Origin of the sequence: Nocardioides sp., from assembly GCF_014360585.1 — a bacterium.
In the GTDB taxonomy this organism is placed as follows: domain Bacteria; phylum Actinomycetota; class Actinomycetes; order Propionibacteriales; family Nocardioidaceae; genus Nocardioides.
In genome coordinates this window covers 1-25,553 of the sequence record NZ_JACIXG010000036.1, presented here as the reverse complement: position 1 = coordinate 25,553, position 25,553 = coordinate 1, and the positions used below count along the sequence as shown (strand labels likewise).

General features: G+C 69.2%; 19 protein-coding genes and 2 pseudogenes. 15 read left to right on the top strand and 6 right to left on the bottom strand.

Annotated features, from left to right (window positions below; translation table 11 throughout):
• The first annotated feature begins 59 nt into the window (after positions 1 to 59).
• From H5T77_RS13625 to H5T77_RS13575, 11 genes are all read left to right on the top strand, one after another.
• Complete coding sequence (locus H5T77_RS13625; protein WP_292650065.1) at positions 60 to 1,697, top strand: glycosyltransferase family 2 protein; 1,638 nt, start codon at positions 60 to 62, stop codon at positions 1,695 to 1,697.
• Positions 1,698 to 1,776: 79 nt separating this feature from the next.
• Positions 1,777 to 2,811, top strand: coding sequence for a glycosyltransferase family 2 protein (locus H5T77_RS13620; protein ID WP_292650064.1), 1,035 nt, complete (start codon positions 1,777 to 1,779; stop codon positions 2,809 to 2,811).
• On the top strand, positions 2,804 to 3,934 hold the full coding sequence (locus H5T77_RS13615; RefSeq protein WP_292650063.1) for a polysaccharide pyruvyl transferase family protein: 1,131 nt from the start codon (positions 2,804 to 2,806) through the stop codon (positions 3,932 to 3,934). The genes H5T77_RS13620 and H5T77_RS13615 overlap by 8 nt, the downstream gene beginning before the upstream one ends.
• 157 nt (positions 3,935 to 4,091) lie before the next feature.
• Positions 4,092 to 7,631, top strand: coding sequence for a chromosome segregation protein SMC (smc, locus tag H5T77_RS13610; RefSeq protein WP_292650062.1), 3,540 nt, complete (start codon positions 4,092 to 4,094; stop codon positions 7,629 to 7,631).
• 328 nt (positions 7,632 to 7,959) lie between these two features.
• Positions 7,960 to 9,099: a glycosyltransferase gene (locus H5T77_RS13605; protein ID WP_292650060.1), complete on the top strand. Its 1,140-nt coding sequence runs from the start codon at positions 7,960 to 7,962 to the stop codon at positions 9,097 to 9,099.
• A complete protein-coding gene (locus H5T77_RS13600) occupies positions 9,096 to 10,835 on the top strand; it encodes a glycosyltransferase family 2 protein (RefSeq protein WP_292650058.1) in 1,740 nt (579 codons plus the stop codon). Before H5T77_RS13605 ends, H5T77_RS13600 begins: the two co-directional genes overlap by 4 nt.
• Entirely contained in the window at positions 10,832 to 12,898 is a 2,067-nt protein-coding gene (locus H5T77_RS13595; protein WP_292650056.1) for an acyltransferase family protein, read from the top strand. The genes H5T77_RS13600 and H5T77_RS13595 overlap by 4 nt, the downstream gene beginning before the upstream one ends.
• An 18-nt stretch (positions 12,899 to 12,916) precedes the next feature.
• The gene (locus H5T77_RS13590) at positions 12,917 to 13,369 is read left to right on the top strand and encodes an acyl-CoA thioesterase (RefSeq protein WP_292650054.1); all 453 of its coding nucleotides are present in this window, start codon (positions 12,917 to 12,919) and stop codon (positions 13,367 to 13,369) included.
• 118 nt (positions 13,370 to 13,487) lie between these two features.
• Positions 13,488 to 16,643 (top strand): glycosyltransferase, encoded by a 3,156-nt coding sequence (locus H5T77_RS13585; RefSeq protein ID WP_292650052.1) that lies wholly within the window; start codon positions 13,488 to 13,490, stop codon positions 16,641 to 16,643.
• Positions 16,644 to 16,666: 23 nt separating this feature from the next.
• Positions 16,667 to 17,287: a maleylpyruvate isomerase family mycothiol-dependent enzyme gene (locus H5T77_RS13580; protein ID WP_292650050.1), complete on the top strand. Its 621-nt coding sequence runs from the start codon at positions 16,667 to 16,669 to the stop codon at positions 17,285 to 17,287.
• A 42-nt stretch (positions 17,288 to 17,329) separates the two neighbouring features.
• Positions 17,330 to 18,370: an FUSC family protein gene (locus H5T77_RS13575; RefSeq protein WP_292650048.1), complete on the top strand. Its 1,041-nt coding sequence runs from the start codon at positions 17,330 to 17,332 to the stop codon at positions 18,368 to 18,370.
• A gap of 98 nt (positions 18,371 to 18,468) precedes the next feature.
• On the opposite strand, the gene H5T77_RS13570 is transcribed toward H5T77_RS13575, so the two are convergent.
• Together H5T77_RS13570 and H5T77_RS13565 are read right to left on the bottom strand one after the other, a co-directional pair.
• Positions 18,469 to 19,512 (bottom strand): methyltransferase domain-containing protein, encoded by a 1,044-nt coding sequence (locus tag H5T77_RS13570; protein WP_292650047.1) that lies wholly within the window; start codon positions 19,510 to 19,512, stop codon positions 18,469 to 18,471.
• Positions 19,513 to 19,535: 23 nt separating this feature from the next.
• Positions 19,536 to 20,528, bottom strand: coding sequence for a glycosyltransferase family 2 protein (locus H5T77_RS13565; RefSeq protein WP_292650045.1), 993 nt, complete (start codon positions 20,526 to 20,528; stop codon positions 19,536 to 19,538).
• Positions 20,529 to 20,702: 174 nt separating this feature from the next.
• On the opposite strand from H5T77_RS13565, the gene H5T77_RS13560 reads away from it, so the two are divergent.
• Positions 20,703 to 20,957: a hypothetical protein gene (locus tag H5T77_RS13560; protein WP_292650043.1), complete on the top strand. Its 255-nt coding sequence runs from the start codon at positions 20,703 to 20,705 to the stop codon at positions 20,955 to 20,957.
• A gap of 54 nt (positions 20,958 to 21,011) precedes the next feature.
• The gene (gene ftsY, locus H5T77_RS13555; RefSeq protein ID WP_292650042.1) at positions 21,012 to 22,148 is read left to right on the top strand and encodes a signal recognition particle-docking protein FtsY; all 1,137 of its coding nucleotides are present in this window, start codon (positions 21,012 to 21,014) and stop codon (positions 22,146 to 22,148) included.
• 338 nt (positions 22,149 to 22,486) lie between these two features.
• Here ftsY and H5T77_RS13550 read toward each other — a convergent pair whose 3' ends face one another.
• The 4 genes and pseudogenes from H5T77_RS13550 to H5T77_RS13540 form a co-directional block, all read right to left on the bottom strand.
• Complete coding sequence (locus H5T77_RS13550) at positions 22,487 to 22,819, bottom strand: hypothetical protein (protein WP_292650040.1); 333 nt, start codon at positions 22,817 to 22,819, stop codon at positions 22,487 to 22,489.
• A gap of 187 nt (positions 22,820 to 23,006) precedes the next feature.
• A pseudogene (locus H5T77_RS25765) lies at positions 23,007 to 23,143 on the bottom strand (ISL3 family transposase); the annotation flags it as partial.
• A gap of 80 nt (positions 23,144 to 23,223) precedes the next feature.
• Positions 23,224 to 23,509 (bottom strand): annotated as a pseudogene (locus H5T77_RS13545) (IS3 family transposase); the annotation flags it as partial.
• Between the two features lie 147 nt (positions 23,510 to 23,656).
• The gene (locus tag H5T77_RS13540) at positions 23,657 to 24,049 is read right to left on the bottom strand and encodes a hypothetical protein (RefSeq protein ID WP_292650039.1); all 393 of its coding nucleotides are present in this window, start codon (positions 24,047 to 24,049) and stop codon (positions 23,657 to 23,659) included.
• A 632-nt stretch (positions 24,050 to 24,681) separates the two neighbouring features.
• Between H5T77_RS13540 and H5T77_RS13535 the strand changes: the two genes are divergently transcribed.
• Both H5T77_RS13535 and H5T77_RS13530 read left to right on the top strand, forming a co-directional pair.
• Positions 24,682 to 25,143 (top strand): glycosyltransferase family 2 protein, encoded by a 462-nt coding sequence (locus H5T77_RS13535; RefSeq protein ID WP_292650037.1) that lies wholly within the window; start codon positions 24,682 to 24,684, stop codon positions 25,141 to 25,143.
• Positions 25,035 to 25,553, top strand: a 519-nt coding sequence (locus tag H5T77_RS13530) for an ROK family transcriptional regulator (RefSeq protein ID WP_292650035.1), incomplete at its 3' end; no start/stop codon positions are given. The genes H5T77_RS13535 and H5T77_RS13530, both read left to right, overlap by 109 nt.

Below are 25,553 nucleotides of genomic sequence, written 5' to 3'. Positions count from 1 at the left end.
CCCGAGCCCGCCGCCGCACCTAGCGTCACCAGAGTCTCGCCAGATCCAGAAGGAAACCCATGCCCAAGCAGTTCACAGTCAACCCCGAGCTCAGCCAGGTCGTCTACAAGAACCAGTGGCGCGACGTCTTCGACGGCACCGTCCCCGAAGGCTGGGAGCCGACGCTGAAGGTCTCGGTGGTGACCCCCGCCTTCAACAGCAAGACCCTGGATCTGACCTTGGCGTCCCTGGCCGCGCAGGACTATCCCGAGGACCTGCTCGAGGTCATCGTGATCGACGACGGCAGCGAGCCTGCCGTGGAGATCGGGAGGTACGCCCCCAAGAACACCCGTCTGATCAGGGTCGACGAGGCGGCCGGAGAGGGGTGGGGGCGCTCCAACGGCCTGCACATCGGGATCGAGGCATCCGACGGCGACATCATCTACTGGGTCGACTCGGACATGATCCTCTTCTCCGACAACGTGCGCGAGCACGCCAAGTGGGCTCATTTCATCCCGGAGGCGGCCACCATCGGCCACAAGGGCTTCGTCGAGGAGTGGGACTTCACCCCTGAGCAGGTCTTCGAGGAGGTACGCAGCGGCGAGATCCGTAAGCACCACGACCTCGCCACGCTGCACCGCCACTGGTCCCTGGACATCTTCGAGGAGACCGACGACCTGAACTCCTCCGGCGGCCGCAACTACTCCACCCACATGGGCGCGTGCGCGACCGTGACCCGGTCGGTCTACGCCAGGACGTACGGACAGCGGCCCGAGCTCAAGCTCGGTGACGACACCGAGATCGCCTACCAGATCTGGCAGCGGGGCGCGGTCTTCATCCCGGTCACCTCGGCTCACACCTACCATCTCGGCCGGGCGACGGTGCAGGACAAGGGGCGCGAGGTCGCTCACTTCAACGATGTCCACTTCGCCCAGAAGATGCCCATCCCGCGCTACCGGCGTTCGGCCAGCAACCGCCAGTGGGAGGTGCCCTACGTCACCGCCGTGGTGAAGGTGGACGCCGAGACCGCGGAGGTCGCCCGACGGTGCGTCGACATGCTGCTCAACCAGACCGAGACCGATCTCGAGGTGGTGCTCGTCGGTCCCTGGTCGACGCTGGAGACCGGCCGCCGTCGCGTGCTCGCCGATCCTGACCTCGAGCTGCATCTGCTGCAGGAGTGGTATCGCTGCGAGGGGCGGGTGCGGATGGTGGAGGATGCCCCCGACGACGTCTTCCCCTCGCCCTACCGGCTCGACGTCCCGGCCACCGTCGGCATCGGCTCGAGGGGCGTGGAGAAGATGATGCGCTCCGTCTACGGCGAGGACCTCGGCCGGGTCAGCTATTTCGCACCGGCGGACTCCCACACCGACGAAGCCGTCCGGGTCACGTCGTCGGCCGCGTTCGCGCGCGCCCAGCGGTACGTGGGTCCGACAGTGACCGAGACCGAGGCGCTGGAGGCGGCCTGGGGTGTCGAGTGGCGCTCCAACGCCGGTCTCGGGTTCGTGGATCTCCCCACGACCGAGCCGGTCGCGAAGATCCGTCGTGAGGACGGCCCGATCACCGAGGAGCGTCTGCAGAAGGCACGTCGGCGTGCCGCCAACCAGGCCAAGCGGGCCGAGGAGGCCGAGGCGCGAGTGGCCGAGCTGGAGAACATTCGGCTGCGTACGGTCGTCCGCCGTGAGCTCGGTCGCGCTGCGCGCAGGACTCGTGGCGCCTGAGATGACCTGGTTGCGGCGCCGCGCCGCCGAACCCAACCCTGGCGAACCCAGCCTCGGCGAACCCAGACCTAGGAAAGCCATGCCCGTCTCCTCGCTCACCATCGCCATCCCGACCTTCAACCGGTCAGAGCTTCTCCAACGGTGCGTCGATTCAGTGCTGCTCGACGTCGCGGACCGTCCCGATCTCGAGGGTCGCGTCCGGGTGGTCGTGGCCGACGACCTGTCGACATCGCCTGCCGCCACGGCCACGCTCGACTCGCTGCGGGAGCGGTTCTCCTCGGAGCGGCTCAAGATCGTGCGTCTGCCGCGGCACACCGGCGGTGCGAGCACGCCTCGGAACACCGCGCTCGACCACGTCGAGACGAGTCATGTCTTCTTCGTCGACTCCGACGACTACGTCGGGCGCGGGTCGGTCGAGCGGCTGCTGGACATCTTGGACGAACGACCCGAGCTCGACTACGTCGCCGTCAACAACGTCTCCGATGCCGGCCGGGCCAGGGAGCTCACGATCGACACCGACTTCGAGGAAGTGGACCTCCTGGAGGCGGCGACCTCGCTGTCGTGCAAACGCATCTTCCGAACGAGCACGGTGAACGAGCTGGGTCTGCGGTTCGACGAGTCGATGACGGTCTTCGAGGACTTCCAGTTCACCTTCTCGTTCCTGACGCACGCCAAGAAGCTGGCCTACGTCGGCGGCCACGACTACTACCACTTCAGTGGCCACGGGGACATCGACGCCGCGAAGGAAGACGGCCATCTGTCGCGGCGCGACCACACGCACGGGTACTTCGCGTACCACCGAGTCGCAGACGGGATCCGCTTCCTCGAGCACAGCCTGCTCGAGCTCTCGGCAGCGGAGATCGGGGAGGACGTACGCACCAAGGTGGTCACGGAGGTGTTGCTGCACCGCTTCTTCAAGGTGATGAACATGCAGCGCACGCTCGGCTTCGTGAACAACCGGTCGCGCCAGCGGGGGCTCTTCCGCGCCCTACGGACGCTGCTGCTGTCTCCGCTGTTCGGCAAGGAGTGCGTGGCTGCTGCCCAGGAGACGGCTTATGGCACGCACGTGCAGACGATCTTGGACGATGACCTGAAGGGCTTCCTCGATGCATGAATCCTCCCGTTCGGCGCTGCGCCACAACCCGGTTCTCCGGGCGGCCGCCCGCCGTCTGCCCGACCCGCTCAAGGAGCAGATCAGGGCGGCGCTGGCTCGCCGTGAGCGGCGCGGTCGCAAGCCGGTCATCGGGCTCGCCGGCTTCTTCGGGGCCGGGAACTACGGCGACGAGCTCTTCCTGTCGGTCTATGAGCAGTACTTCGGCGAGGAGTTCGAGCTGCGGGTGCTCGCCGACAACATGACCAAGCCCTACTACGACCGGCCGCTGGCCGAGATCGTGGACGAGGTCGACGCCGTCCTCATCGGCGGCGGGGACATCCTGCAGCCGTGGCAGTCCGACCCCCGTTATTTCAACCACAAGATGCTGGCCAAGCCCATCTTCGTGGTCGGCATCGGGGTGCCGATCTACCGCAACACCCAAATCAAGCCCCAGATCATCGAGAAGCACAAGAGGTTCCTCGAGCACCCGAACGTGAAGTTCATCGGCGTACGCGACCAGCCGACCGCCGACTGGATCCTGGCGAACATCTCCGCGGACCTGGACATCAAGGTCGCCCCCGACATGGTCTGCTCGCTGGACCTCCCCGCCGCCACCAAGCCCGAGGGGGCGCCGATCCTCGGCGTGGTCACCCGCTACCGTCCCAACCTGGACGAGCCCGACGACTACTCACGCGTCGAGGAGATGGCCGGCAAGGCGATCGCGGAGGGCTGGCGCGTACGCCATCTCATCCTCGGCACCATGGCGGTCGGCCGCCGGGACCTCGCCAACGCCGACGACCTCGACATCCCGGGCAAGGAGGTCGTCTACACCGAGGACCTCGACGAGCTCACCCGGGCGATCGGCGAGTGCACCGCGTTCGCGAGCATGAAGTTCCACGGCTCGGTGGTGGCCACGATGTACGAGGTGCCCTCGATCGTCATGATCCCGACCAACAAGAACCGCAACTTCATGAGGCGGATCGGTCTGGACGCCAACGTCTCCGATTTCGTCGCCGCCGATCTCGCCGAGAGGTTCGCCAACCGGGTGGTCCCGGATCCCGAGGCGGTCGCCGGTCTGCGTACCGCCGCGGACGCCCACCTGCGGGAGCTGCGCGCGGAGGTGAAGCAGACGCTGGGGCTCTGAACCGTCGAGATCCCCAGATCGACAGACCCGGCGGGTTATCCTCGACCCGCTGGGGTTCCCCTGAGCAGCGACGATTAGATTTGCTGACTCACCTCAGCCACGCTGATGTGTTGCGAATCATGTATGACCACGTGGTCCTGAGCCGGGGGAGAAGTCGATGTACCTCAAGCGTCTGACGCTGAAGGGTTTCAAGTCCTTCGCCTCCGCGACGACCCTCGAGCTCGAACCGGGGATCACCTGCATCGTCGGGCCCAACGGCTCGGGCAAGTCCAACGTCGTCGACGCGCTCGCCTGGGTCATGGGTGAGCAGGGCGCCAAGAGTCTGCGTGGCGGAAAGATGGAGGACGTCATCTTCGCCGGCACCGCCGGGCGCGCCCCGCTGGGCCGGGCCGAGGTGTCGCTGACGATCGACAACACCGACGGCGCGCTGCCGATCGAGTACGCCGAGGTCACCATCTCCCGCACGATGTTCCGCAACGGCGGCTCGGAGTATGCGATCAACGGCAGCCCGTGCCGGCTGCTCGACGTCCAGGACCTGCTCTCGGACTCCGGAATCGGCCGCGAGATGCACGTCATCGTCGGCCAGGGCCAGCTCGACACGATCCTGCGCGCGACCCCGGAGGACCGCCGCGGCTTCATCGAGGAGGCCGCCGGCGTCCTCAAGCACCGCAAGCGCAAGGAGAAGGCGCTGCGCAAGCTCGACTCCACGCAGGTCAACCTGGACCGGCTCCAGGACCTGCTCGTCGAGATCCGCCGCCAGCTCAAGCCGCTCGACCGTCAGGCCGAGGTCGCCCGGCAGGCGCAGACGGTTCAGATGGACGTACGCGACGCCAAGGCCCGCATCTACGCCGACGACCTGGTCACCGCGAGGACCGAGCTCGACAAGGAGCTCGCCGACGAGGGCGCGCTGCTGGCCCGTCGGGCCGAGGTCGAGGAGACCATCGCGGAGGGGCGTGAGCAGGAGGCGGTGCTCGAGGCCGCGCTGCGCGAGGACCTGCCGGCGCTGGCCGCCGCGCAGGAGACCTGGTTCGCGCTGAACTCCCTGCGCGAGCGGCTGCGCGGCACCCAGTCGCTGGCCTCCGAGCGGGTCCGCAACGCGGCCGGCTCCGAGGACCTGGAGGTGCGCCAGGGGCGTGACCCCGAGGAGCTCGAGGCGCAGGCCGAGGTGGCCCGCGAGCAGGAGGAGACCGCCGACGCCGAGGTCGAGGAGCTTCGCTACTCCCTCGAGGAGGCGGTCGAGGCCCGCAAGGCGGCGGAGGATGCCGCGGCCGAGGAGGAGCGCCGGGTCAAGGGGCTCGAGCGAGCGGCCGCCGACCGCCGCGAGGGGATGGCACGGCTGACCGGCCAGGTCAACGCGCTCAAGTCGCGGGCCGCTGCCGCCGACGACGAGGTCGGGCGGCTGACCTCTGCCCGCGAGGAGGCGCTGGCGCGCGCCGAGCGGGCCCAGCGCGACTTCACCGCCCTGGAGACCAAGGTTGCCGGGCTGGACGCGGGGGAGGAGGGCCTCGACGCCGAGCACGAGGCTGCTGCCGCCACGCTCGAGGACATCGAGGGCCGGCTCAGCAAGCTGCAGGCCGAGGCTCAGCAGGCCGACCGCGACCGCTCCACCCTGGCCGCTCGCAGGGAAGCCCTGGAGATGGGGCTGAACCGCAAGGACGGCGCCGGCGCGCTGCTCGGCTCGGACCTGCCCGGCGTCCTGGGGTCGGTCGCCTCGCTGCTCGCGGTGCGCTCCGGCTACGAGGCCGCGGTCGCGGCGGCGCTCGGCATCGCGTCGGACGCGGTCGTCGTCGAGTCCGCCGAGCGTGCGGTCGGGGCGATCGAGCATCTCAAGACCGAGGACCTCGGCCGGGCCGGGCTGCTCCTGGGCGGATCGCCCGAGGAGACCGGCGGCTGGCCGTCGCTGCCCGCGGGTGCGGCGTACGCCCTGGACGTGGTGGAGTGCCAGCCGGTGCTGCGGCCCGCGGTGGCGCGGCTGCTCGACAAGGTCGCGGTCGTCGACGACCTCGCCTCGGCTCAAGCGCTCGTCGCCGAGGATCCCGAGATCACCGCGGTGACCCGTGAGGGCGACCTGATCGGCGCCCACTTCGCCGCCGGCGGCTCATCCAGCGTACCCAGCCTGCTCGAGGTGCAGGCGGCGGTCGACGAGGCCACCGCCCAGCTCGCCGAGGCCAACGCGGTCTCCGAGCGGGCCACCTTCGAGACCTCCCGCCTGGAGGCGGAGCGGCTGGCCGCGCAGAAGCGGGTCGACGTCGCGCTGGCCAAGCTGCACGAGTCCGACGCGACCCTGGCCGCGGTGGCCGAGGAGCTCGGCCAGTTCGGTGCCCAGGCCCGCGCCGCGCGCGGCGAGGCCGAGCGGCTGCTGGCCGCCGTCGAGCAGGCACAGGAGGCGCGGGAGAACGCCGTCGCCGGCCTCGCCGAGCTCGAGGAGCGGCTCGCGATGGCCGAGGAGGAGCCCGAGGACGAGCCGGACGTGAGCGCCCGCGACGGGCTGGCCCAGGCTGCCCGCGACGCGCGACAGCGCGAGATGGACGCGCGGTTGGCGCTGCGTACGTCCGAGGAGCGCGCCCGCGCGCTGGCCGGTCGTGCCGAGGGGCTGCTCCGCGCCGCCCGGCAGGAGCGTGAGCAGCGTGCCAAGGCGGCCGCCCGCCGTGAGCAGATGCGCCGCGAGGGCGAGGCCGCGCGAGCGGTCGGGACCGCGGTGGCGTACGCACTGGACCGTCTGGAGGTCTCGGTGCAGCAGGCCGCGAGAGCCCGCACCGAGATCGAGGAGTCCCGGGCCGGGCGCGAGCAGGCGCTGCGCGAGTGCCGCTCGCTGTTGCGCAACCTCGGCAAGGAGCTCGAGGAGCTGGTCAACTCGGTCCACCGCGACGAGATGGCCCGAGCCCAGCAGCGGATGCGCATCGAGCAGCTCGAGGAGCGGATCCTCGACGAGCTCGGCCTCGACCCCGAGGCGATCGTCAAGGACTACGGGCCCGACCAGCTGGTCCCGCAGCACCCCGACGAGGAGGGGAACGAGCGCGAGCCGATCCCGTACGTCCGTGCCGAGCAGGCCAAGCGGCTCAAGGTCGCGGAGAAGAACCTGCGAGCCCTGGGCAAGGTCAACCCCCTCGCCCTGGAGGAGTTCGCCGCGATGGAGGAGCGTCACAAGTTCCTCACCGAGCAGCTCGAGGACCTCAAGCAGACCCGCAAGGACCTCCTCGACATCGTCAAGGAGGTCGACAACCGCGTCGAGCAGGTCTTCACCGAGGCCTGGGAGGACGTACGCGTCGCCTTCGACCACGTCTTCTCGCGGCTTTTCCCGGGTGGCGAGGGCCGTCTGGTTCTCACCGACCCGGAGAACATGCTCACCACCGGCATCGAGGTCGAGGCCCGGCCCCCGGGCAAGAAGGTCAAGCGGCTCTCGCTGCTCTCCGGTGGCGAGCGGTCCCTGGTGGCCGTCGCGTTCCTGGTCTCGCTCTTCAAGGCGCGCCCCTCGCCGTTCTACATCCTCGACGAGGTCGAGGCCGCGCTCGACGACACCAACCTCGGCCGGCTCCTGGAGATCTACGAGGAGTTGCGCGAGTCCTCGCAGCTGCTCGTCATCACCCACCAGAAGCGCACCATGGAGGTCGGCGACGCTCTCTACGGCGTGACCATGCGCGGCGACGGGGTCACCACCGTCATCTCGCAGCGGCTGCGCGACATCCAGCCTGCTTGATCCGTCAGATCTGTCGGGTACGCGGCGCGTTGGCGCAGGTCCGGTCTCCTGCCACGAGCCTGAGAATGGTCCTGTCCGCTGAAAGAAATTTTTCTTTCAGCGGTGGGGCCTCCGCTCGTGCCGGGGCCCTCGACCACCAGCGAGGGTGGGTTGGATGAACCATCGATGAACCCGTGATGAAGGCATGCAGGGATGCCTTCCGAGTGGTCATGGTGGCGTCTTTTACCTGCCTAGAATCCACCGGTCACCGGCAAACCGGGGCACCGTCGAGACTGCGTCTCGACACTCGGGGGATCGTCACGGTTAAGAACTTCAAGGACCCCCCCACATGTCTTCGACCCTGCTCTCATTTCCCTACTACCGGAGCAACCCATACCTCACGATGCTCACCGTGGCACCGCGCGCGGCGGGCTGGGACGTGGTCGAGGGAGTGCGGGGTCTGCGTCGGCTCGAGGCCCGCGCCGAGCACCTCGGCCGGGGCGACGTCCTGCACGTGCACTGGACCTCGCCGGTGACCAGCGGCTGCGAGAGCCTCGAGGAGGCCTGGGCAAACGCCGCCCGGTTCGAGGACGTGCTGAGCGGCGTACGCGACCGGGGTGGCGACGTGCTGTGGACGGTGCACAACTCGATCGCCCACGAGGCCGACTACGTCGACGTCGAGCTCGCGGTCGCCAAGGCGCTGGCGAGCAACGCGACCCGGATCATCCAGCTCAACCCGGCAACGGTCGAGGAGACCGCGGCCTACTACGCGCTCCCGCCCGACAAGGTCGTCGACCTGCCGCACTCCTCCTACCTCGGCGTCTACCCCGACGGTGGCGACGACGCTGCCTCGCGCGAGCGGATCGGGGTCCCGCAAGGGGTGCCGACGGTCGGGTTCATCGGTCAGATCCGGGCGTACAAGGGCCTCGACGTCCTCTGCCGGGCGGTGGAGATCGCCGCCGAGCAGGTGCCCGACCTGACCTTCGTGGTGGCCGGCAAGGTGGTGCCTGCGACCGACGTGGAGGCGGTCGAGGAGATGCTGTCGGCGCCCAACATCGTCAAGCGGATCGGGTTCGTCGAGACCGCGGACTTCTCCGACTGGATGCGGGCCAGCGACGTCGTCGCGCTGCCCTACCGACGCATCCTCAACTCCGGCTCGCTGCTGGCCGCCGGCACCTTCGGCCGGACCGCTCTCATCCCCGAGGACACCGCGGTTGCGCGGCAGTTCGCCGACCAGCCGTGGGTGGTGAGGTACGCCCCGGAGCCAGACGAGCCGGCGGCGCTCGCCGCGGCGATCCTGGAGGCCCTCGACGGGCAGAAGGCGCGGCACCGCGCCGCGCACGAGTTCACCCGTGCGTACACGCCCTATGACATGTCGCGCGACTACCTGCGGCTGCTCGACTGTGTTGGTCTCGACACGCCTCCGCCTAGCGGCTCCGGCGGCTCGACCAGCGGTGGCCGGAGCGATCTGGAGGGTGCAGCCCGATGACCACGCCTGAGCTCTCCGTCGTCGTCCCGGCCCACGACGTCGGCCTGTGGGTCGGCGAGCTGCTCTCCTCGATCCTCGAGGACCAGTCGACCGCCGCCGAGCCGCTCGACCTGGAGGTGATCCTCGTCGACGACGCCTCCACCGACGACACGTTCGAGATCGCCGAGGCGTACGCCGCCCGCGATCCGCGCCTGACGGTGGTCCGCTCGCCCGGAAGGGGCGGGGGACAGGCCCGCAACCACGGGGTCTCGCTGGCGCGGGGCCGCTTCCTCGCCTTCGCCGACGGCGACGACCTGGTGCCCCGCGGGGCGTACGCCGCGATGCTGCGCAAGACGCGGGCGACCGGCTCGGACATGGTGGTCGGCCGGTTTTTCAAGCTCTTCAGCGACCGCGTCTGGTGGCCGGTGCGGGCCTGGCCGGCCTTCGACGAGGAGCGCACGCTGGTGCGGCTGGCCGACGTCCCGTCCGCCCTGCGCAACCGGGCCTGCTGGAACCGGGTCTTCCGGCGCGACTTCTGGGACTCGGCGCAGATCTCCTTCCCTGACGCGAGCCGGTCCAACGACATCGAGCCGATGGTGCACGCGCTGACCACGGCCCGCTTCGACATCGTCACCGAGACGGTCTACGTCTACCGCGACCGGCCCGGCCCGGGGTCGATGACCGCGAGGTCGCACTCGCCGGCGGGGATCATCAGCTATCTCGAGCAGGAGCTGTGCTGCGCCCGCCGGATCGTCGAGCTCGGCGACCCGTTGGTGTGCGCGGAGTACGCCTCGCTGATCTTCGACGCCGACGGCTGGATGGCGATCGTCCGGGCGCTTCGCGGCATGGCTGTGGTCGACCCGAAGGCGCTCGAGCCGGCCCGGGCGCTGGTCGCCGAGCTGGTCGGGCTCCTCGACGAGGGCGTCGTCGACGACCTGATCGACGGTCTGGAGCGCGACAAGCGGTGGGGCTGGCGCCTCGTCAGGGCGGGACAGTGGTCGACTGTCGCCCGGCTGATCGGCGAGGACGTCCGCTGGGGTGACCGGACGGTCGCCGACATCCTGGAGACGTTGCAGCTCGTCGCCGACAGCGGTGTGGTGCCGCTGCGTACGCTCCAGCGGCCGCTGGTCAACGTCGTCTCGACCATCTCGCTGAGCGACGAGACGCTGATCGGGGACGACCTCGCCGACCTCGTGCTCAAGCATCGCGACCTCTTCACCGCGGTCGCCGGGGCGTCGGCGACCGACGAGGCGCGCGACTGGCGGCTGGACCGGATCATGGCCGCCCTGGACGACGGCCCTGAGCTGCTGCGCCGGGTGGTCTCGGGTGCCACCGATCCGGTGACCGCGACCTCACTCTCGCTCGTCGACGGCCGCGCCCACCTCCACCTGGCTCATACGATGGTCGATTCCGCTACGCTCCGCGTCGTGTTTCTCCACGACCGTTGGCGCCGGACGCTGGACTACGACGCCACCGAGCTCGCCTCCGGCAGTCTCGAGGTCGCGCTGCCGACCGCAGCGCTCTCGGGCGGGCGCTGGCGGGTGTGGTTCGAGGGCCGTGACGCGCTCGGCGAGTTCGACGGGCCGGTGATCATCCACGAGGACGTCATCGGCGAGCGGATCGGCGAAAGGGCGCAGATCGTCGAGCTCGACGGCCGCCCGCGCCACGGGATCGAGATCCCGCTGAGCTTCGGCGAGCGCGGCGTCCGCAAGGCCCGCCGGGTGGCGGGCCGGATCGTCCGCCGGGTACGCCGGTGACCGCTCTCGCCGTCGCTCCGGTCGGGGCGGGGGAGCCTGGGCAGTCCGGGCCGGTCCGGGACAGGCGCTCGGAGATCCAGGCGCTGCGTACGGCCGCGGTGCTCGGGGTGGTGCTCTTCCACCTGTGGCCCGGAGCGGTTCGGGGCGGCTATGCCGGGGTCGACGTCTTCTTCGTCATCTCGGGCTTCCTGATCACCTCCCACCTGGTGCGAGAGGCCGCCAAACCCGGCGGAGTGCGGTTGGGTGCCTTCTGGGCCCGCCGGATCCGGCGGCTGCTGCCGGCGGCGCTGCTGGTGCTCGTGTGCAGTGCCGCCGCGACGTACGTCCTGGTGCCGGAGGCACTGTGGCAGCAGTTCCTGCGAGAGACGGTCGCGGCCGCGTTCTATGTGGAGAACTGGCAACTGGCCTGGTCCGCCGTCGACTACCTCGCCGCCGAGGACCCGCCATCGCCGGCGCAGCACTACTGGTCCCTCTCGGTCGAGGAGCAGTTCTACTTCATCTGGCCTCTGCTGATCGTCGCCGTTGCGTTCCTGACCCGGCGACGGCCGAAGGTGCGGCTGACGGCGATCCGGGCGGTCTTCCTCGCCGTCTTCGTGGTCAGCTTCGTGGCCTCGGTCTATGTCACCGCGACGGACGGCGCCGACTCCTACTTCGTCACCTACGCGCGCGCCTGGGAGTTCGCGGTCGGCGGTCTCATCGCTGTGCTGCCGCTCTCCCTCGAGCGCGTGCCCGGGCGCTGGGCGCCGTACGCAGCGGTGGCCGGCTGGCTCGGGGTGCTCGGCACGCTGCTGCTCTTCAACGACACGCTGCCGTTCCCTGGCTGGGTGGCGCTGCTGCCGGTCGTCGGCACCGCGCTGGTCATCTGGGCGGGCGCGCCCCGCGGCCTCGGGCTTCGGGCTGTCGGCCATCCGGTCGTGCAGTGGATCGGGACGGTCTCCTACTCGCTCTATCTGTGGCACTGGCCGCTCGTGGTCGTGCTCCCCGAGACCGGCCCCGTGCTCGGCACCTGGCTCCGCGAGCCGCTGATCCTCCTGGTCACCGTCGGCCTCGCGGCCCTGACCTACCGGTTCGTGGAGACGCCGTTCCGCACCGGACCGATCCTGGGGACCACCCCGCGGGCCATCCTCTTCGCGGTGCTCGGAGCGGCCCTGGTCGCCGCCGTCGCGGTCCCCGGGATCCTGCATGGACGCAACCTGGTCGAGGAGAGTCGCGCCCAGGCTGAGGCGCTCGCATCGGGAGACACCGAGTGCTTCGGCGCCGCCGACCTGATGGAGGGGTGCCGGAACCCGGAACTCGACGGCGTGCTTCTCCCTGCGCCGATCGCCCGCAAGGATGACACCGGCCGGGCCTACCGGTGCTATCTCCCCGAGATCGAGACGTACGCCGCCGACGCCCGCCCCGAGGTCTGCCACCTCGGCTCCGACGACCCGGATGCGCTCCGGGTCGCGCTGGTCGGTGACTCGCACGGCGCGTCGCTGATCCCCGGCCTGACCCGGGTCGCCGAGAGCTCAGGATGGTCGGTCGACACGTTGGTCGCCAACGGCGGTGGGCTGCTCCCGGCCACCGCGGGTGACCCGCGCCGCGCCTACCGCGAGGCGCTGATCGAGCAGCTCGACCAGGAGGCGTACGACGTCGTGCTGGTCACCCAACGCCGCAATCCGAACCTCGCGGCCGGCGAGCCGGACCCGGTCGCCGACCAGCTCGCGCAGGCCTGGAAGCCGATCCTCGAGCGGGGCACGAAGATCGTCGCGCTCGCCGACAACCCGTACCTCACCCCCGAGGCGGCGACCTGCCTCGACGAGATCGAGACGCTCGCGGACGCCGGCGCGTGCGAGATGACCCGCCAGGAGGCGTACGCCACCTCTGACCCGCTCGCCGAGGCGGTTCGCCTGGCAGGGCCGGGCGCTTCGCTGATAGACCTCTCTGCGGCCTACTGCGACGAGGACCGGTGCCCCCTGGTGATCGGCCACGTGCAGGCCTATCGCGACCGGAGCCACATCACCGCGACCTTCTCGATGACGCTGGCGCCCTATCTGGTCCGTGCGGTCGAGGACGAGCTCTAGGATCTAAGATCAGCCGCGATGAGCACTCCTGACCGCAAGGCCCCGACCCGCGCCGACTACGTGCACTGGCGCACGATCACCACCCGTTGGCGTGACGACGACGCCTACGGTCACCTCAACAACGCGACGTACTACGAGTACTTCGACACCGCCGTCAACGCCTACCTGTTCGAGACGACCGGCCTGAACGTGCGGAAGCTGCCGAAGATCGGGATCGTCGCGGAGACCTCGTGCCGCTACCTGCGCGAGATCGGGTTCCCCGAGCCGGTCGAGGCCGGACTGGTCGTCGACAAGGTGGGGAGCTCGTCGGTCATCTACCGGATCGGGCTCTTCCAGGGGCCGGGCGAGGAGGCCGCCGCCGAAGGCCGGTTCGTGCACGTCTATGTCGACAACACCGACCCGTCGCGCCCGGTCTCGCCGATGCCCGACGAGATCCGGGAGGCGGTCATGCCGCTGTGGCGGCAGAATTGACCTTGACAGTTGGGTGAACGTGCGTGGCGCCGTTCACCGCCACTCGGCACTGTGACAGTCTGACCCACTGCCGAAGCACGATCTAGAGCGTCTTGGGGGACCTTTAGTGGACGAAGAGTTGAAGCGCATCGCACGTGGCGGACTGCGCAGGGGGCGAGACCTTGCCCGCAAGGTCTACAACGACTCGCCTCTCTACAGCCGGGCCGACGACGTGCGTCTGCTCGTCGACTGCCCGCTGTTCGACCACGAGTGGTACGCCGAGCAGGTCGGTGAGCGCCTCGACCGCAAGCGGGCGGCTCGTCACTATCTCGAGCAGGATCCGGCCAAGCCGCTGGCTCAGCCCAGCCCGCTCTTCGACCCCGAGTTCTTCGTCGCGCGGCTGACCCCGCGGCTGCGCAAGCAGATGGGCGACCAGGACCCGTTCCTCTACTGGCTGCGCGCCGAGCTGTGGCTGCAGCCGACCCACCCGCTCTTCGACACCGACGGCTACACCGAGCGGCGCAAGACCGAGAGGTTCTACGGAGGTGCGATCGGCCACTACGTCGACCGGGGCGCCCGCAACGGACGCCGCGCCAACGACTGGCTCGCGGAGGTCGACGGCCGGTTCCCCGACCTGCGCGACTGGATCCGTGATCGGCGTGCGGAGTGGCAGGCCCGGCAGGGCGGTCCGCAGACCTGGCGTCCGGCCATCGACCGCGGCGCGGCCACCCCGGCCACCCCGGCCGGTCGGGCGCCGGTCGGCACGGTCAGCGTCATCGTGGACCTCGGTGCCTCCGAGGAGCTCGCCCACGCGACCCTGGAGAGCGTCGCCGCCCAGACCGGGGTGAGCACCGAGATCATCGTCATCGACCGCGGCCTGACTCCCTCGGTCGCCGGGTCGGTCGCCGACCTCGCCCCCGGCGCGCGGGTCGTGCCCGGGGACCCGGACCGCGGTGAGCCCGGTGTGGTCGCGGCGTTCACCCAGGTGAGCGGCGACTTCGTCGCGTACGTCGCCGGGGGAGACGTCTGGAATCCTGGTCGCCTCGCGCGGCTGGCCTCGGTGGCGGAGTCGGCCGGGAGGCCGCTGGTCGCCGACGTGCTGGAGCGCCCGTGGCAGCCGGAGCAGCGGTTCGCCGTCGACGCACCTCCGCTCGTGCCCGGGCCCGATGTCCCCGGCCCGCTGATGCGGGTCCTGCTCTCGCGGCTGCTGATCTCCGCGCCGCTGCTGAACGAGGTCGGCGGGCCCCGTGCCGGCATCGGCGTCGGCTGGGCCTACGACCTCGCGCTGCGGCTGACCGCGAAGGCCGAGGTCGAGGTCGTCCCCGAGGTCGGTGTCGAGCGGCGCCAGGGCATCAACCCGCGCCGTCCGCGCCAGGACCGGCTCCCGCTGGACCCCTACGACCTGGAGTCGTGGGAGGACGTCGTCCGCAACGGGGCGTTCGTCGACTGGGCCGCGCTCGCGGAGCGGGCGCCCGACCCGGACGTGGTCTCGGTCGTCATCCCGACCTACGACGACTCGCTGCTGACCGTGGGTGCGGTCGAGGCCGTGATGGAGCACGGAGCGGGGGCGAAGCGGCTCGAGATCGTGGTCTGGGACAACGGCTCCTCGGCCCGGGTCTCGGCGGTGCTCGACTCGCTGCCGTTGCGGTTCCCCGAGGTGAAGGTGGTGCACAGCACCGTCAACCACAACTTTGCGCTCGGCAACAACTTCGCCATCCCGTACGTCACCGGGGAGACCGTGGTCTTCCTCAACAACGACACCACGGCGCTGGCCGGCTGGCTGGAGCCGCTGGTCTCGGCTCTCGAGGATCCCGAGGTGCTCGCGGCGCAGCCGCTGCTGCTCTACCCGAGCGGCTCGGTGCAGTCGGCCGGGGTCGTCTTCCCGCCCTACGGCGGGCTGCCCTACAACATGCTCGCCGAGTATCCGCCCGAGGACGCCGCCGGTCTCGAGGGTCACCGGTTCTCGGCGTTGACCGGTGCCGCGCTGGCGATGCGCTATCGCGACGTCGTCGCGCTGCAGGGCTTCGACCCGATCTTCACCAACGGCATGGAGGACGTCGACCTGTGCCACCGGCTCGCCGCGCTGCGGCCGGGGTGGTTCCGGGTGGTGAACTCCGCGGAGGTCGTCCACCACGAGTCGAAGTCGAAGGGCCGCTTCGCGCGTGCCCCACGCAACCGGCTGATCTACCTCGACCGCTGGGCCGGACGGGTCGAGCCGCGCGACGACGTGGCCGCCTGGGCGGCCTGCGGTTACCAGGTCGTCGGGCGGGCCACGGCCGGGGAGCCGACCGGCCCCGCGAAGACGTACGCCGCCACCCGCCCGATCCTCGCCCCGATGCCGCGCGCGTCGATCGTCGAGGGTGTCCCGCAGCTGCGCTGGTCGATCAAGATCTCCGCCCCCGGAGCGCCGGAGGGGGAGCGGTGGGGTGACACCCACTTCGCGCGTGCGCTGGCGCGGTCGCTGCGCAAGCTCGGCCAGTCGGCGGTGGTCGATCACCACTACGAGTGGGAGCGACCGAGCGCTCTCGACGACGACGTCGTGCTCACCCTGCGTGGCCTCTCGCGCTACTTCCCGGCCCCCGACGGCCGGATCAACCTCGGCTGGGTGATCTCCCACCCCGACGCGGTCACCCGCGCCGAGGCGGCCGGTTTCGACCGGCTGCTGGCTGCCGGGCCGGCGTGGGCCGAGCGGATGTCGGCACGCTGGGGGATCCGCATCGACCCGTTGCTGCAGGCCACCGACCCCGAGCTGTTCAACCCCGACCGGGCGCTGCCCGACAGCGGACACGCGGTGCTCTTCGTCGGCACCTCGCGTGACGTCGAGCGCCCCATCATCCACGACGCGGTCGCCGCGGGGCTGCCGCTGTCGGTCTACGGCCACGGCTGGGAGCCCTACATCCCGCGCCACCACGTCAAGGCTCAGCACATGCCCAACGTCCGCCTCGGCGCGGAGTACCGGGCCGCCGGGGTCGTGCTCAACGATCACTGGGCCGACATGCGCGACTACGGCTTCATCTCCAACCGGCTCTTCGACGCCGTCGCCTCCGGCGCCCGGGTCATCTCCGACGACGTCGTCGGCCTCCGCGACGTCTTCGGCGACACCGTCCAGGTCTACGAGACGCCCGAGGACCTGGTGAAGTGGTCATCGATGCCCGACCCCTCGGTCGTCTTCGGCCCCGACGAGCACATCCGCGCCGAGGCCGCCCGCATCCACCGCGACCACGGCTTCGACGCTCGCGCCCGCACCCTTCTCGACATCGCGCTCGAGGAGAGGACCAGACGCGAGCGTCTCTAGCAGGGGGCTGTCAGAGTGTCCGCATGACGAAGCCTTCCGTGATCCAGCGGCGCGAGCGCGATGCGCTGGTCGAAGACCTGCGAGCGCTCTCGCGCGACCAGTGGCGATCGGCCACGCTCTGCGGCGACTGGGATGTCGAGGAGGTCGTGGCGCACCTCGGTGCCGCGTCCAGGCTCTCGTTCCCGGGCTGGCTGCGCAGCATGATCGGGGCGCGGTTCGATCCCGACGTACACAACCGCAGGCGGCTGGAGGAGTTCCGCGGGTCCTCGGCCGAGGAGACGCTGGAGCGCTTCGCGGAGATCGGCCCCATCCGGCTGCCGCGCAAGGAGAGCGTCGGTGGGCTGGGGGAGATGATCGTGCACGGTGAGGACATCCGGCGCCCCCTCGGCATCCAGCACGACCCCGATCCTGAAGGTCTGATCGCGGTCGCGAGGTTCTTCGCCACGAAGGACTTCGCGGTCAACAGCAAGACGCTGGTCGAGGGCCTTCGGCTCCGAGCGGTCGACGCGGAGTTCGTCGCCGGCGACGGTCCCGAGGTAGAAGGACGTCTGCTCGACCTGGTCATGGCGATGGCCGGACGGGATGTGGTGCTGGCCGGCCTGGAGGGGGAGGGGGCTCCCGAGCTCCGCCGCAGGATGGGCTGAACTACCTGGTGAGTCCAGGTGGCCGTAAGGTGCTGGATGGCGATGACGGCAGTACGGCGCGGAGGAGAACGGTTGGGCAGCGAGGGGAGCCGGCTCGAGCGGCTGGTGCAGGAATCCGTTCGTATCTCTCCGGCGCCGGGAAGTGGCTCGCCCGCCTGGCGGGCGAGCGTGACGTTGCTGGTCGCGCTGGTGGCGTTGGCCGGGGTCGGTCACATCGAGCTCGCGGCGTACGCCTGTTTCGGCACCTTCGCCTCGATCTACGGTGGTCGTCAGCCGCTGCGCGGCCGGTGGCGTACGCAGGCCGCGGCCGGGGCGCTCATGTGCGCGGCGGTCCTGTCCGGTGCGCTCGTCGCAACCTCGCCGCATCGGGCCTGGCTCGTCATCCCGATCGCTGCGGTATGGGCAGCGGCCGGGGCGATGCTGTCCGACCGGTTCGCGCTGCGGCCGCCAGGGCCGATGTTCCCGGTGTTCGCGGTGGCGACCTGTGCGGCGCTCCCGGTGACACCGGCCGGGGTCGCCGTCGCCGTCGGGGTGTCCGCGGCAGCGGCCGGACTTGCGGTGCTTCTCGGACTGCTCGAGGAGCGGCTGGCCGATTCCGGCGAGTCTGTGGAGGCCGTACGTGGTGAGATCCGGCTCGACAACGTGACAGCAGTCGTCGTCGCGGTCGTTCTCGCCGGCACGGTCTCGACCGGGCTCGGACTGAGCCACACGTACTGGGCGATGGTGGCCGCGGCAGTACCGTTCGGAGTCACCGGGCTGCTGGCCCAGACGACCCGCGGGCTGCAGCGGGTGGTCGGCACCCTGGTCGGCCTGGTCGTGGCAGCAGTGCTGCTGTCGATCTCGCTTCCCGCCCTGGTCGTCGCGGTCGTCGTCGCCGCGCTCCAGGCGATCACCGAGCTCCTCGTCGGGCGCCACTACGGCCTCGCGCTCGTCGCCATCACCCCGCTCTCGCTGCTGATGGTCCAGCTCGGCCACCCGCAGCCCCTCGACGCGCTGCTGTGGTCACGCCTGACCGAGACCTTCCTCGGAGTCGTCGTCGGCCTCGCCGCCGCCTTCGTCCTCCGTGAGGTCCGCCGCCGCTGAGGTAGAGGATTGCGCGCCGAGTCGGCGCAACCGCACGCCTCGCTCGCTTCGCTTCGCTCCAAGGCGTGCAGTTGCGCCGACTCGGCTGCACCAGATAGCTACTTCTCGAAGACTGCCTGGTCCAACACTCGGCGCTCGTCGTCGGCTAGGACGAGGAGGTCCTCACGGGATAGGCCGGTGCCAACGCCTGAGGGGGAGAGGTTGATGAAGAACTCGTGCTTGACGGTGTCGTGGAAGGAAGTCTCCCGCAACGAGATGAAGTCGAGGTCGGCGAGGTCCTGGAGGAGCAGGCGGAGGTGGTTGGGGGTGCAGACCCAGTTGTGGGTGTCGATGTAGCGCTCCCCGCGTCGCGCCTCCTGGCCGCTGGCCTTCACGGTCTCCAGCCCGTTGGCGAAGGTGTAGTCGCCCTTGTGGCGCGGGCCCCAGGCGGTGATGCCGCCGTGCTTGGCCGCGTTGAGCCGCTCCTCGATGACCGCGCCCATGGTGTGCACCGACGACGGGTAGAGCGAGGCGTCGATGACCCGGGAGAGCGAGGCCCGCTCCCGGAACCGGTCGAAGCAGTAGCGGTGGTCGGGGATGACCAGGGCGAGCACGCCGTCGGGCTCGAGCAGCTTCTCGCACTCGTTGAGGAAGTCGATCATCGAGGTGGTGTGCTCGATGACGTGGGAGGCGACGATCAGGTCGAAGCGCTCCGGGATCACCTCTGACCAGGGAGTTCCCGGCTGGAAGACGTAGTCGACCTCCTCGATGTCATCGGGGTCGTACTGGGAGAACCCGGAATACCGCTGAACCAGACCCTCGCGGTCGAGATAGTCGACGATGCGTACGTCGTAGCCGTCGCGCTTGGGCAGGATCGCGTTGTGGGCGGGGCCGATCTCCAGGATCAGGGCGTCGGGCTTGACCCCGGCGAGCACCTGCTCGCGCCGCAGGCCGAGCCGGTCCTGGCCCGGGATCGCAGGCACCGCGGTGGTGCGGTTGCGGTCGCCCTGCAACCGGTCCACCTTCGTACGGAGCTTCTGGTTGCGCTGCTTGAGCTCGTCGATCCGGTGGTGCAGGCGCGCGGCCTCGGCGTCGGCGGCACGGACGGTCTGCAGACCCGCTGAAGCGAGGCCGCGGCGTACGGCGCCCCTGAAGGTGGGCAAGACAGGTCCTCCTGAAGAGAGTTTCAGCTTTTGCGGGGTGGGATGTAGGGCTCGGCGGCAAGGGCGGCCCGGCCGCGCTCGGCACCGCGGGCGTGCTCGTCGTCGGGCACGGCCTTGTCGTTCTCGGGGTCGAGCACGTCGCGGAGCAGGTCGGGGATCAGCGCGCGGGTGAGCACGATCTGCAGGTGGTTGGTCAGCCAGTCGTCGAAGGAGTATTCGCCCGAGAAGGCCCCCGCGGCGAGCTCGGCGCGGGTGGGCGTGCGGGCGAGATAGGCGTCCTGCAGCGTCCCGGCGAGGTAGCGCTGGTAGTCACGCATCCCGTGGTGGCGCGGGCTCGGCTTGAGCCCCGGGTTGGCCTCGTAGCCCTTGCCTGCGTTGATCACCTTGCGCTCGAGCTGGGACCAGGAACGCCAGGGGAGGTGGAGCACCTCCATGGCGACCTCGTCGGCTGGCTGGCCGTTGCTCTTCAGCGAGACGAAGTGGTTGCCCTGGACGACCTTGATGTCGGACTCGCCGCGGTGGATGGCGTTGGGCGTGGGGTGGGCGTGCAGCCCGGCGGCCTCGAGGCGCTCGTCGGAGCGCCGGTCGCGCCACTGGAGCCGGTTGATGCCGCCGCCCTTCCAGGCGGGCGGGCCGATGAGGTTCTCCACCTCGACGGTGAACGCGTTCAGGGACAGGGGAGTGGCCTCGAGCGCCTGGCGTACGCTCAGGCCCTTGTCCTTGGGCACGAGGAACTCGTCGGCGTCGAGGTTGAGGACCCAGTCGGCGCGGAAGTGGGTGCGCGCCCGGCGGGCCATCGCGGTGACGACCTTGCCCTGCTGCTTCTCGTGGACGGGGTCGTGGTGGAGCTCGACCTGCCCCGTCTCGGCGTAGCGCTCGAGCACCTCCGTGGTGCCGTCGACCGACGCGTTGTCCGTGACGATCAACGTGTCGACACCCTGGTCCAGGTGGTGCTCGATCATCGCGGCGACGATATCGACCTCGTCCCGGACCATCATTGTCCCGATGATCCTCATGCCGCGAAACCCTACCGGCCCGGTGGACGTTGTCGAGATCCCGCGCCGTACGACGGACGCCAGTCGCCCGGTCCCACGTCGCCGTGTTGGCCGCGTGGCGTTGTGGGCTCGGGGCGCGGGTTGTGCAAGGGTTGAGGTCGTCCGTGCGTATCCAGAAGGGGGCTGGCCGAGCCAGTGCTGACCATCTTTGTCATCTTCGTGGCGATGTTTCTCATCGTCGCGCTGGCAGGCCTGGTGATCGTCTACACGGTCTTCCCCCACCGCGGACAGAAGATGCCGTACGTCTCCAAGCTGGGTGAGGCGATGGAGCGGGCCGTCGACACGGCCCCCACGCTCAGCCCGGCCTCGCGGCTGCAGGAGCGCCGGGAGGACCATCTCAGCGAGCTGCTCGGTGAGCACAACCCGGGAGCCACGGAGAAGAACGCGTAGCGTCGCGATGGCAGGACTCTCGGTTTGGACCGGGAGTTTGATTGGATGAGGCCCATGGAAACGGTCACCCTCATCGTCATCATCGCGGTCGCCGCTGTCGCGATCATCGGCGGCGGCATCGCCGGTCTGGTCACCACCACCCGGCGTCGCAAGGGCCGTACGCTTCCGCCGCAGGCGGAGACCGATGTCATCACCCGCCCTGAGGCGCCGACGGTCGAGGAGACCGCCGAGCCGGAGACGGTGCCGTCCGAACCCTCCGCTCCGGTCATCGAGAAGCCGGAGAGCACCGCTTCTCGCCTGGTGCGGCTGCGCCAGCGCCTGGCCGGCTCCAACGCGCTGGGCCGAGGTCTGCTCAACCTGCTCTCGACCGACCGGCTCGACGAGGACACCTGGGAGGCGATCGAGGACCTCCTGCTCACCGCCGACATCGGCGTCGCGCCGACCCAGGAGCTGGTCGAGGGGCTGCGCACCCGGCTGCGCGTCGAGGGCGGCAAGGCGAGCCCGAAGGCGGCGCTGCGCGAGGAGCTGATCAAGCTGGTCGACCCGGAGATGGACCGCCGGCTCCAGGTCCGCGGCGCCGACGGCGCTCCCGGCGTGGTGCTCATGGTCGGGGTCAACGGCACGGGCAAGACCACCACGACCGGCAAGCTCGCCCGCATCCTGGTCTCCGAGGACCACAAGGTCGTCCTCGGCGCGGCCGACACCTTCCGTGCCGCCGCCGCCGAGCAGCTCACCACCTGGGGCGAGCGCGTCGGCGTCGAGGTCGTCCGCGGCCCGGAGGGCACCGACCCGGCCAGCGTCGCCTTCGACGCGGTCAAGGAGGGCCTCGACAAGGGCGTCGACACGGTCATCGTCGACACCGCCGGACGGCTGCAGAACAAGGCCGGCCTGATGGACGAGCTCGGCAAGGTGAAGCGAGTCATCGAGAAGCAGACCCCGGTCACCGAGGTCCTGCTCGTCCTCGACGCGACCACCGGCCAGAACGGCCTCATCCAGGCTCGCGTCTTCAGCGAGGCCGTCGCCGTCACCGGCATCGTCCTGACCAAGCTCGACGGCTCCGCCAAGGGCGGCATCGTCGTCGCCGTCCAGCGCGAGCTCGGTGTTCCGGTCAAGCTCGTCGGCCTCGGTGAGGGGCCCGACGACCTGACCCCGTTCACCCCCGAGGCCTTCGTCGACGCGCTCCTGGGATAGGCGATGACAGGGGTCAGTGCGTGACTTGAGTGGTTGCGGGCGCGCCTTGGCTTATGACATTCGAGGGCTTTCGATGGGTCCGCGTACTCGACCCTATTTGGGTTGCCTGCTCGGGCCAGCAGCGATCTACTAGGTCGGGCCAGGAGGATTCGCGCTGATCTGTTCACTCAAGGACGCCTAGATGTGATGGCCCGGGACGTATCAGCATCTCGCCGCGGTGACGCTGGTTACGCTTCGCTGGATCTCACGGCGGCTCTTCGTTGAGAGTCTCAGGTAGGCGGTGAGGAACTTCCATCGTTGGACCCTCAACACGTACTCGACGGTCCTCCCTGCGCCGATCACGCCGTTCGCTGGCCCTTCACATCCAGGTTGTAGCTGCGGTCTGAACCCGCCGGACTCGAGCAGGCTTCTCGCGAGTAATCGGTCAGATCGAGGAAGCCGAGGATGAAGTCGCGTAGGTGCTCGAGTCCTCGCTGATGGATCGGTGCTCCGTTGCTGGGTGCGGGGCCGGTCGAAGTAGACCGCATGTAGGCAGCGCGCTGTTTCAGAGTGCAGCCAAGCTCGCGGACCTCTTTCAGCCAGGCCGGGATACCATCGCTGACTGAGTCGATCGGTGCTCCCATCAACTCAAGTCCCCTCGCGCGGTCCGGCTCGCGGTAGGCACCGATCATGCGCTTGTGAAATTCTTGGTCGCCTTGACCGCGACGTTCTGGTCGCTTGCGAACAGGTCCCGCTATCGGTCGGTTTGCTTATCGTGAGGAGGCAGTACCGCGTGCGACGGGTGTGGTAGAGCGGATCGCCCCTCGCGGCCGCTGCGGCGGTGAAAGTGTTGATGGATGTGGCGCCGGCACTCATCGAGCGGGTGGTGAGACAGACGTTGTAGACCTGGTTCGAGCGGCCCTCGACCATGTCCAACAACCTGGCAGGGCCGGTGCCGTCACGGACGGGGTGAGTTCGATGACCTCGGTGACATACATGTCGCCCTTGCGGGTGTGGCACGAGCGATTTTCACCCCGACGGCCTGACCGGTCGAACCGGCCGGAGGGACTGCTGCAGGATCGGGTGACAGGTCGGGTCACGCAGCCAGAATGGCTGGTGCGGTCTTGATTGTCTCGTACTCGATGGGTGTTAAACGTCCCGGGGTCGCCTGTCGTCGTCGACCGGGTGGTAGGTCTTCTCGATCCAGGTCACGATCGCGATGCGGAGGTCCTCGCAGGCTTCCCACGTCTTGCGGCCGAGGACGTTCTTCTGGAGCAGGCTGAAGAACGATTCCATGGCGGCGTTGTCGCCACATGGCGGACGCGCCCCATCGATCCGACCAGCCCGTGGCGGTTGATCGCGCGGACGAATTTCCGGCGGCGCGTGGCGCGTGCGATCGGCGAAGGCATCCGGACGGTGGACCTGAGCGATATCAGTCGTATTTCGGATATCAAAGGGTGTCCGGCCGCGGCGTTGTTCGCAGCCCAACGATCTCCGTCGTTAGGCTACGAACACACGCCTTCCGTGAATCACTCACATTCCGCTATCTCGATGCCAGCCTCCGTGAACTGTATCGCCATTTCGTCCATCGTAGTTGCCGGCTCTATACCGTGATGCTGTAAGCATTCTTTGACAAATTGTGCTGTTTCGGAATGCTTTTCGACCTCGTCCGAGGTTTGCCAGAGCATATCCACAACATGGAACTCCGACGAGTAGCAACGGTCATTGGTGCCATTTTGGGCAGCCGTATCAGGAATGCCAAACTCATAAACGAGCCCAGTCATATCCAAATCGATCAACTCGAAACCGGCGGCTCTAACGCATTCTCGATAACGATTGAATGCTTCTCGGTACTCGTCCGAGGTGATCTTGCGATCCCCGTACTCTTCGGCCTGGGCAGCCGACGTACTCGAGAGATCCATCCCAGCCAGCGGATCCTTATCGGTCTCGATGACTGGCGCAGAGCCGGAAGAGCATCCGCTTAGCGAGAGTGCGAGCAAGAGGGGAGGTATCGACCTCCACATGCGCCCCAACAGCCTGACCTAATCGGCTATCGGTACGAGAGGAATCGAAGACCTCCGACCGACGTGGAGTGCTCGGACCTGTTCGAGTTGTAGATCTGGCGAGTTACTTGGCCTCCACCCCATGAGCTGTACTTCCAGCTGGACCAGCTACTACCGCCTACGTGGTTGTAGTGGACACGAATTCCCAGCGTTCCGCAGTGACCGAAACTAGCTCCTGCGAGGAACGTGATCTGCTTCTCGGATCCGGTCCAGCCAGTCACTCCGGCGTCGCCGGAGCAGTTGCGGTGTACCTCGGTACCGGCACTAGCTGGTGCTGCAGCCGCGACGAACAAACCGGCCGTCATGGCGACTGCTGCGAAAAAAACGGCTATCAATCGTCTGGTCATAACTAACCTCCGAAAATCTGGTTGTAACAATGTGACTCGCCGAAATTATCAGGCGGGGGACGTAAGCCGCACGGTTTTGGCAAAGTGACATCACCGGTCCCACGTTTGCTTTCGAGAACTCCGGCACCGACTACATCTACGGCAGTGGCACCATCACGCACGCCTACTACCGCGCGCGTGGAGGAGCGGGGCAACCACGGTGAGCTGCACATCAACCGGGAGACTTCCGCGCTCACCGGGTTCAGCGAGCGCCTGTCGATCAACTACAACGACGTCGACCTGTCCTTGAAGGTCCGTCGCTCGCTCGGCCTGCGGCTGGTCTGGCTCCACGACGTCGTCCTCTTCCACTTCGAGTCGGTCAGCCGCGACAACGCGGTCCATGACTGGGAGAAGGACTTCATCAACAGCCGCTGGGGCAACTACCTGCAGGCCCGCGAGGGATACTCCAACGGCGCATGTTGCGGTTCACCGTGCCACGCCGTGGCAGGATCGCCGGTATGCGCCACTCACTCGCCGGCCGGGCCGAGACCTCCATGCAGGCACGGCTGCTCGCTCAGCTCCGTGACGAGGGCCCCCTCTCCCGGGTGCAGCTCGCCGACCGGCTGAACGTCTCCCGCACCACGATCGCGGCCGAGGTCGGCCGGCTCACCGAGCTGGGCATGGCCCACGAGGTCGGCCCGGCGGCCTCCCGGGGTGGGCGGCGCTCGACGCTGGTCGACCTGGCGCCGGACATCCGGTTCGTCGGCATCTCCATCGGCGCCACGAGCATGTCCGTCGGCCTCACCGACGGCCGACTGTCGGTGATCGAGATTCGCACCAGAGCGTGCGACATCCGCAGCGGTCCGGAGAAGGTGCTCGCGACCGCGCTCGACGAGGTCCGTGCGCTGCTGGACGACCACGGCGTCGCCGAGCCGATGGGCGCGGGCGTCGGCGTACCCGGCCCGGTCGACTTCCACCGCGGCGTCTCGGTGTCTCCGCCGATCATGCCAGGTTGGGACGGTTACCCGGTGCGGGAC

What these genes read in the sequence shown, in the direction of transcription:
- H5T77_RS13625 (WP_292650065.1), top strand. Translation starts at nt 60, where the DNA reads ATGCCCAAGCAGTTCACAGTCAACCCCGAGCTCAGCCAGGTCGTCTAC.
- H5T77_RS13620 (WP_292650064.1), top strand. Translation starts at nt 1,777, where the DNA reads ATGCCCGTCTCCTCGCTCACCATCGCCATCCCGACCTTCAACCGGTCA.
- H5T77_RS13615 (WP_292650063.1), top strand. Translation starts at nt 2,804, where the DNA reads ATGCATGAATCCTCCCGTTCGGCGCTGCGCCACAACCCGGTTCTCCGG.
- smc (WP_292650062.1), top strand. Translation starts at nt 4,092, where the DNA reads ATGTACCTCAAGCGTCTGACGCTGAAGGGTTTCAAGTCCTTCGCCTCC.
- H5T77_RS13605 (WP_292650060.1), top strand. Translation starts at nt 7,960, where the DNA reads ATGTCTTCGACCCTGCTCTCATTTCCCTACTACCGGAGCAACCCATAC.
- H5T77_RS13600 (WP_292650058.1), top strand. Translation starts at nt 9,096, where the DNA reads ATGACCACGCCTGAGCTCTCCGTCGTCGTCCCGGCCCACGACGTCGGC.
- H5T77_RS13590 (WP_292650054.1), top strand. Translation starts at nt 12,917, where the DNA reads ATGAGCACTCCTGACCGCAAGGCCCCGACCCGCGCCGACTACGTGCAC.
- H5T77_RS13580 (WP_292650050.1), top strand. Translation starts at nt 16,667, where the DNA reads ATGACGAAGCCTTCCGTGATCCAGCGGCGCGAGCGCGATGCGCTGGTC.
- H5T77_RS13575 (WP_292650048.1), top strand. Translation starts at nt 17,330, where the DNA reads ATGACGGCAGTACGGCGCGGAGGAGAACGGTTGGGCAGCGAGGGGAGC.
- H5T77_RS13565 (WP_292650045.1), bottom strand. Translation starts at nt 20,528, where the DNA reads ATGAGGATCATCGGGACAATGATGGTCCGGGACGAGGTCGATATCGTC.
- ftsY (WP_292650042.1), top strand. Translation starts at nt 21,012, where the DNA reads ATGGAAACGGTCACCCTCATCGTCATCATCGCGGTCGCCGCTGTCGCG.
- H5T77_RS13550 (WP_292650040.1), bottom strand. Translation starts at nt 22,819, where the DNA reads ATGATCGGTGCCTACCGCGAGCCGGACCGCGCGAGGGGACTTGAGTTG.
- H5T77_RS13540 (WP_292650039.1), bottom strand. Translation starts at nt 24,049, where the DNA reads ATGGATCTCTCGAGTACGTCGGCTGCCCAGGCCGAAGAGTACGGGGAT.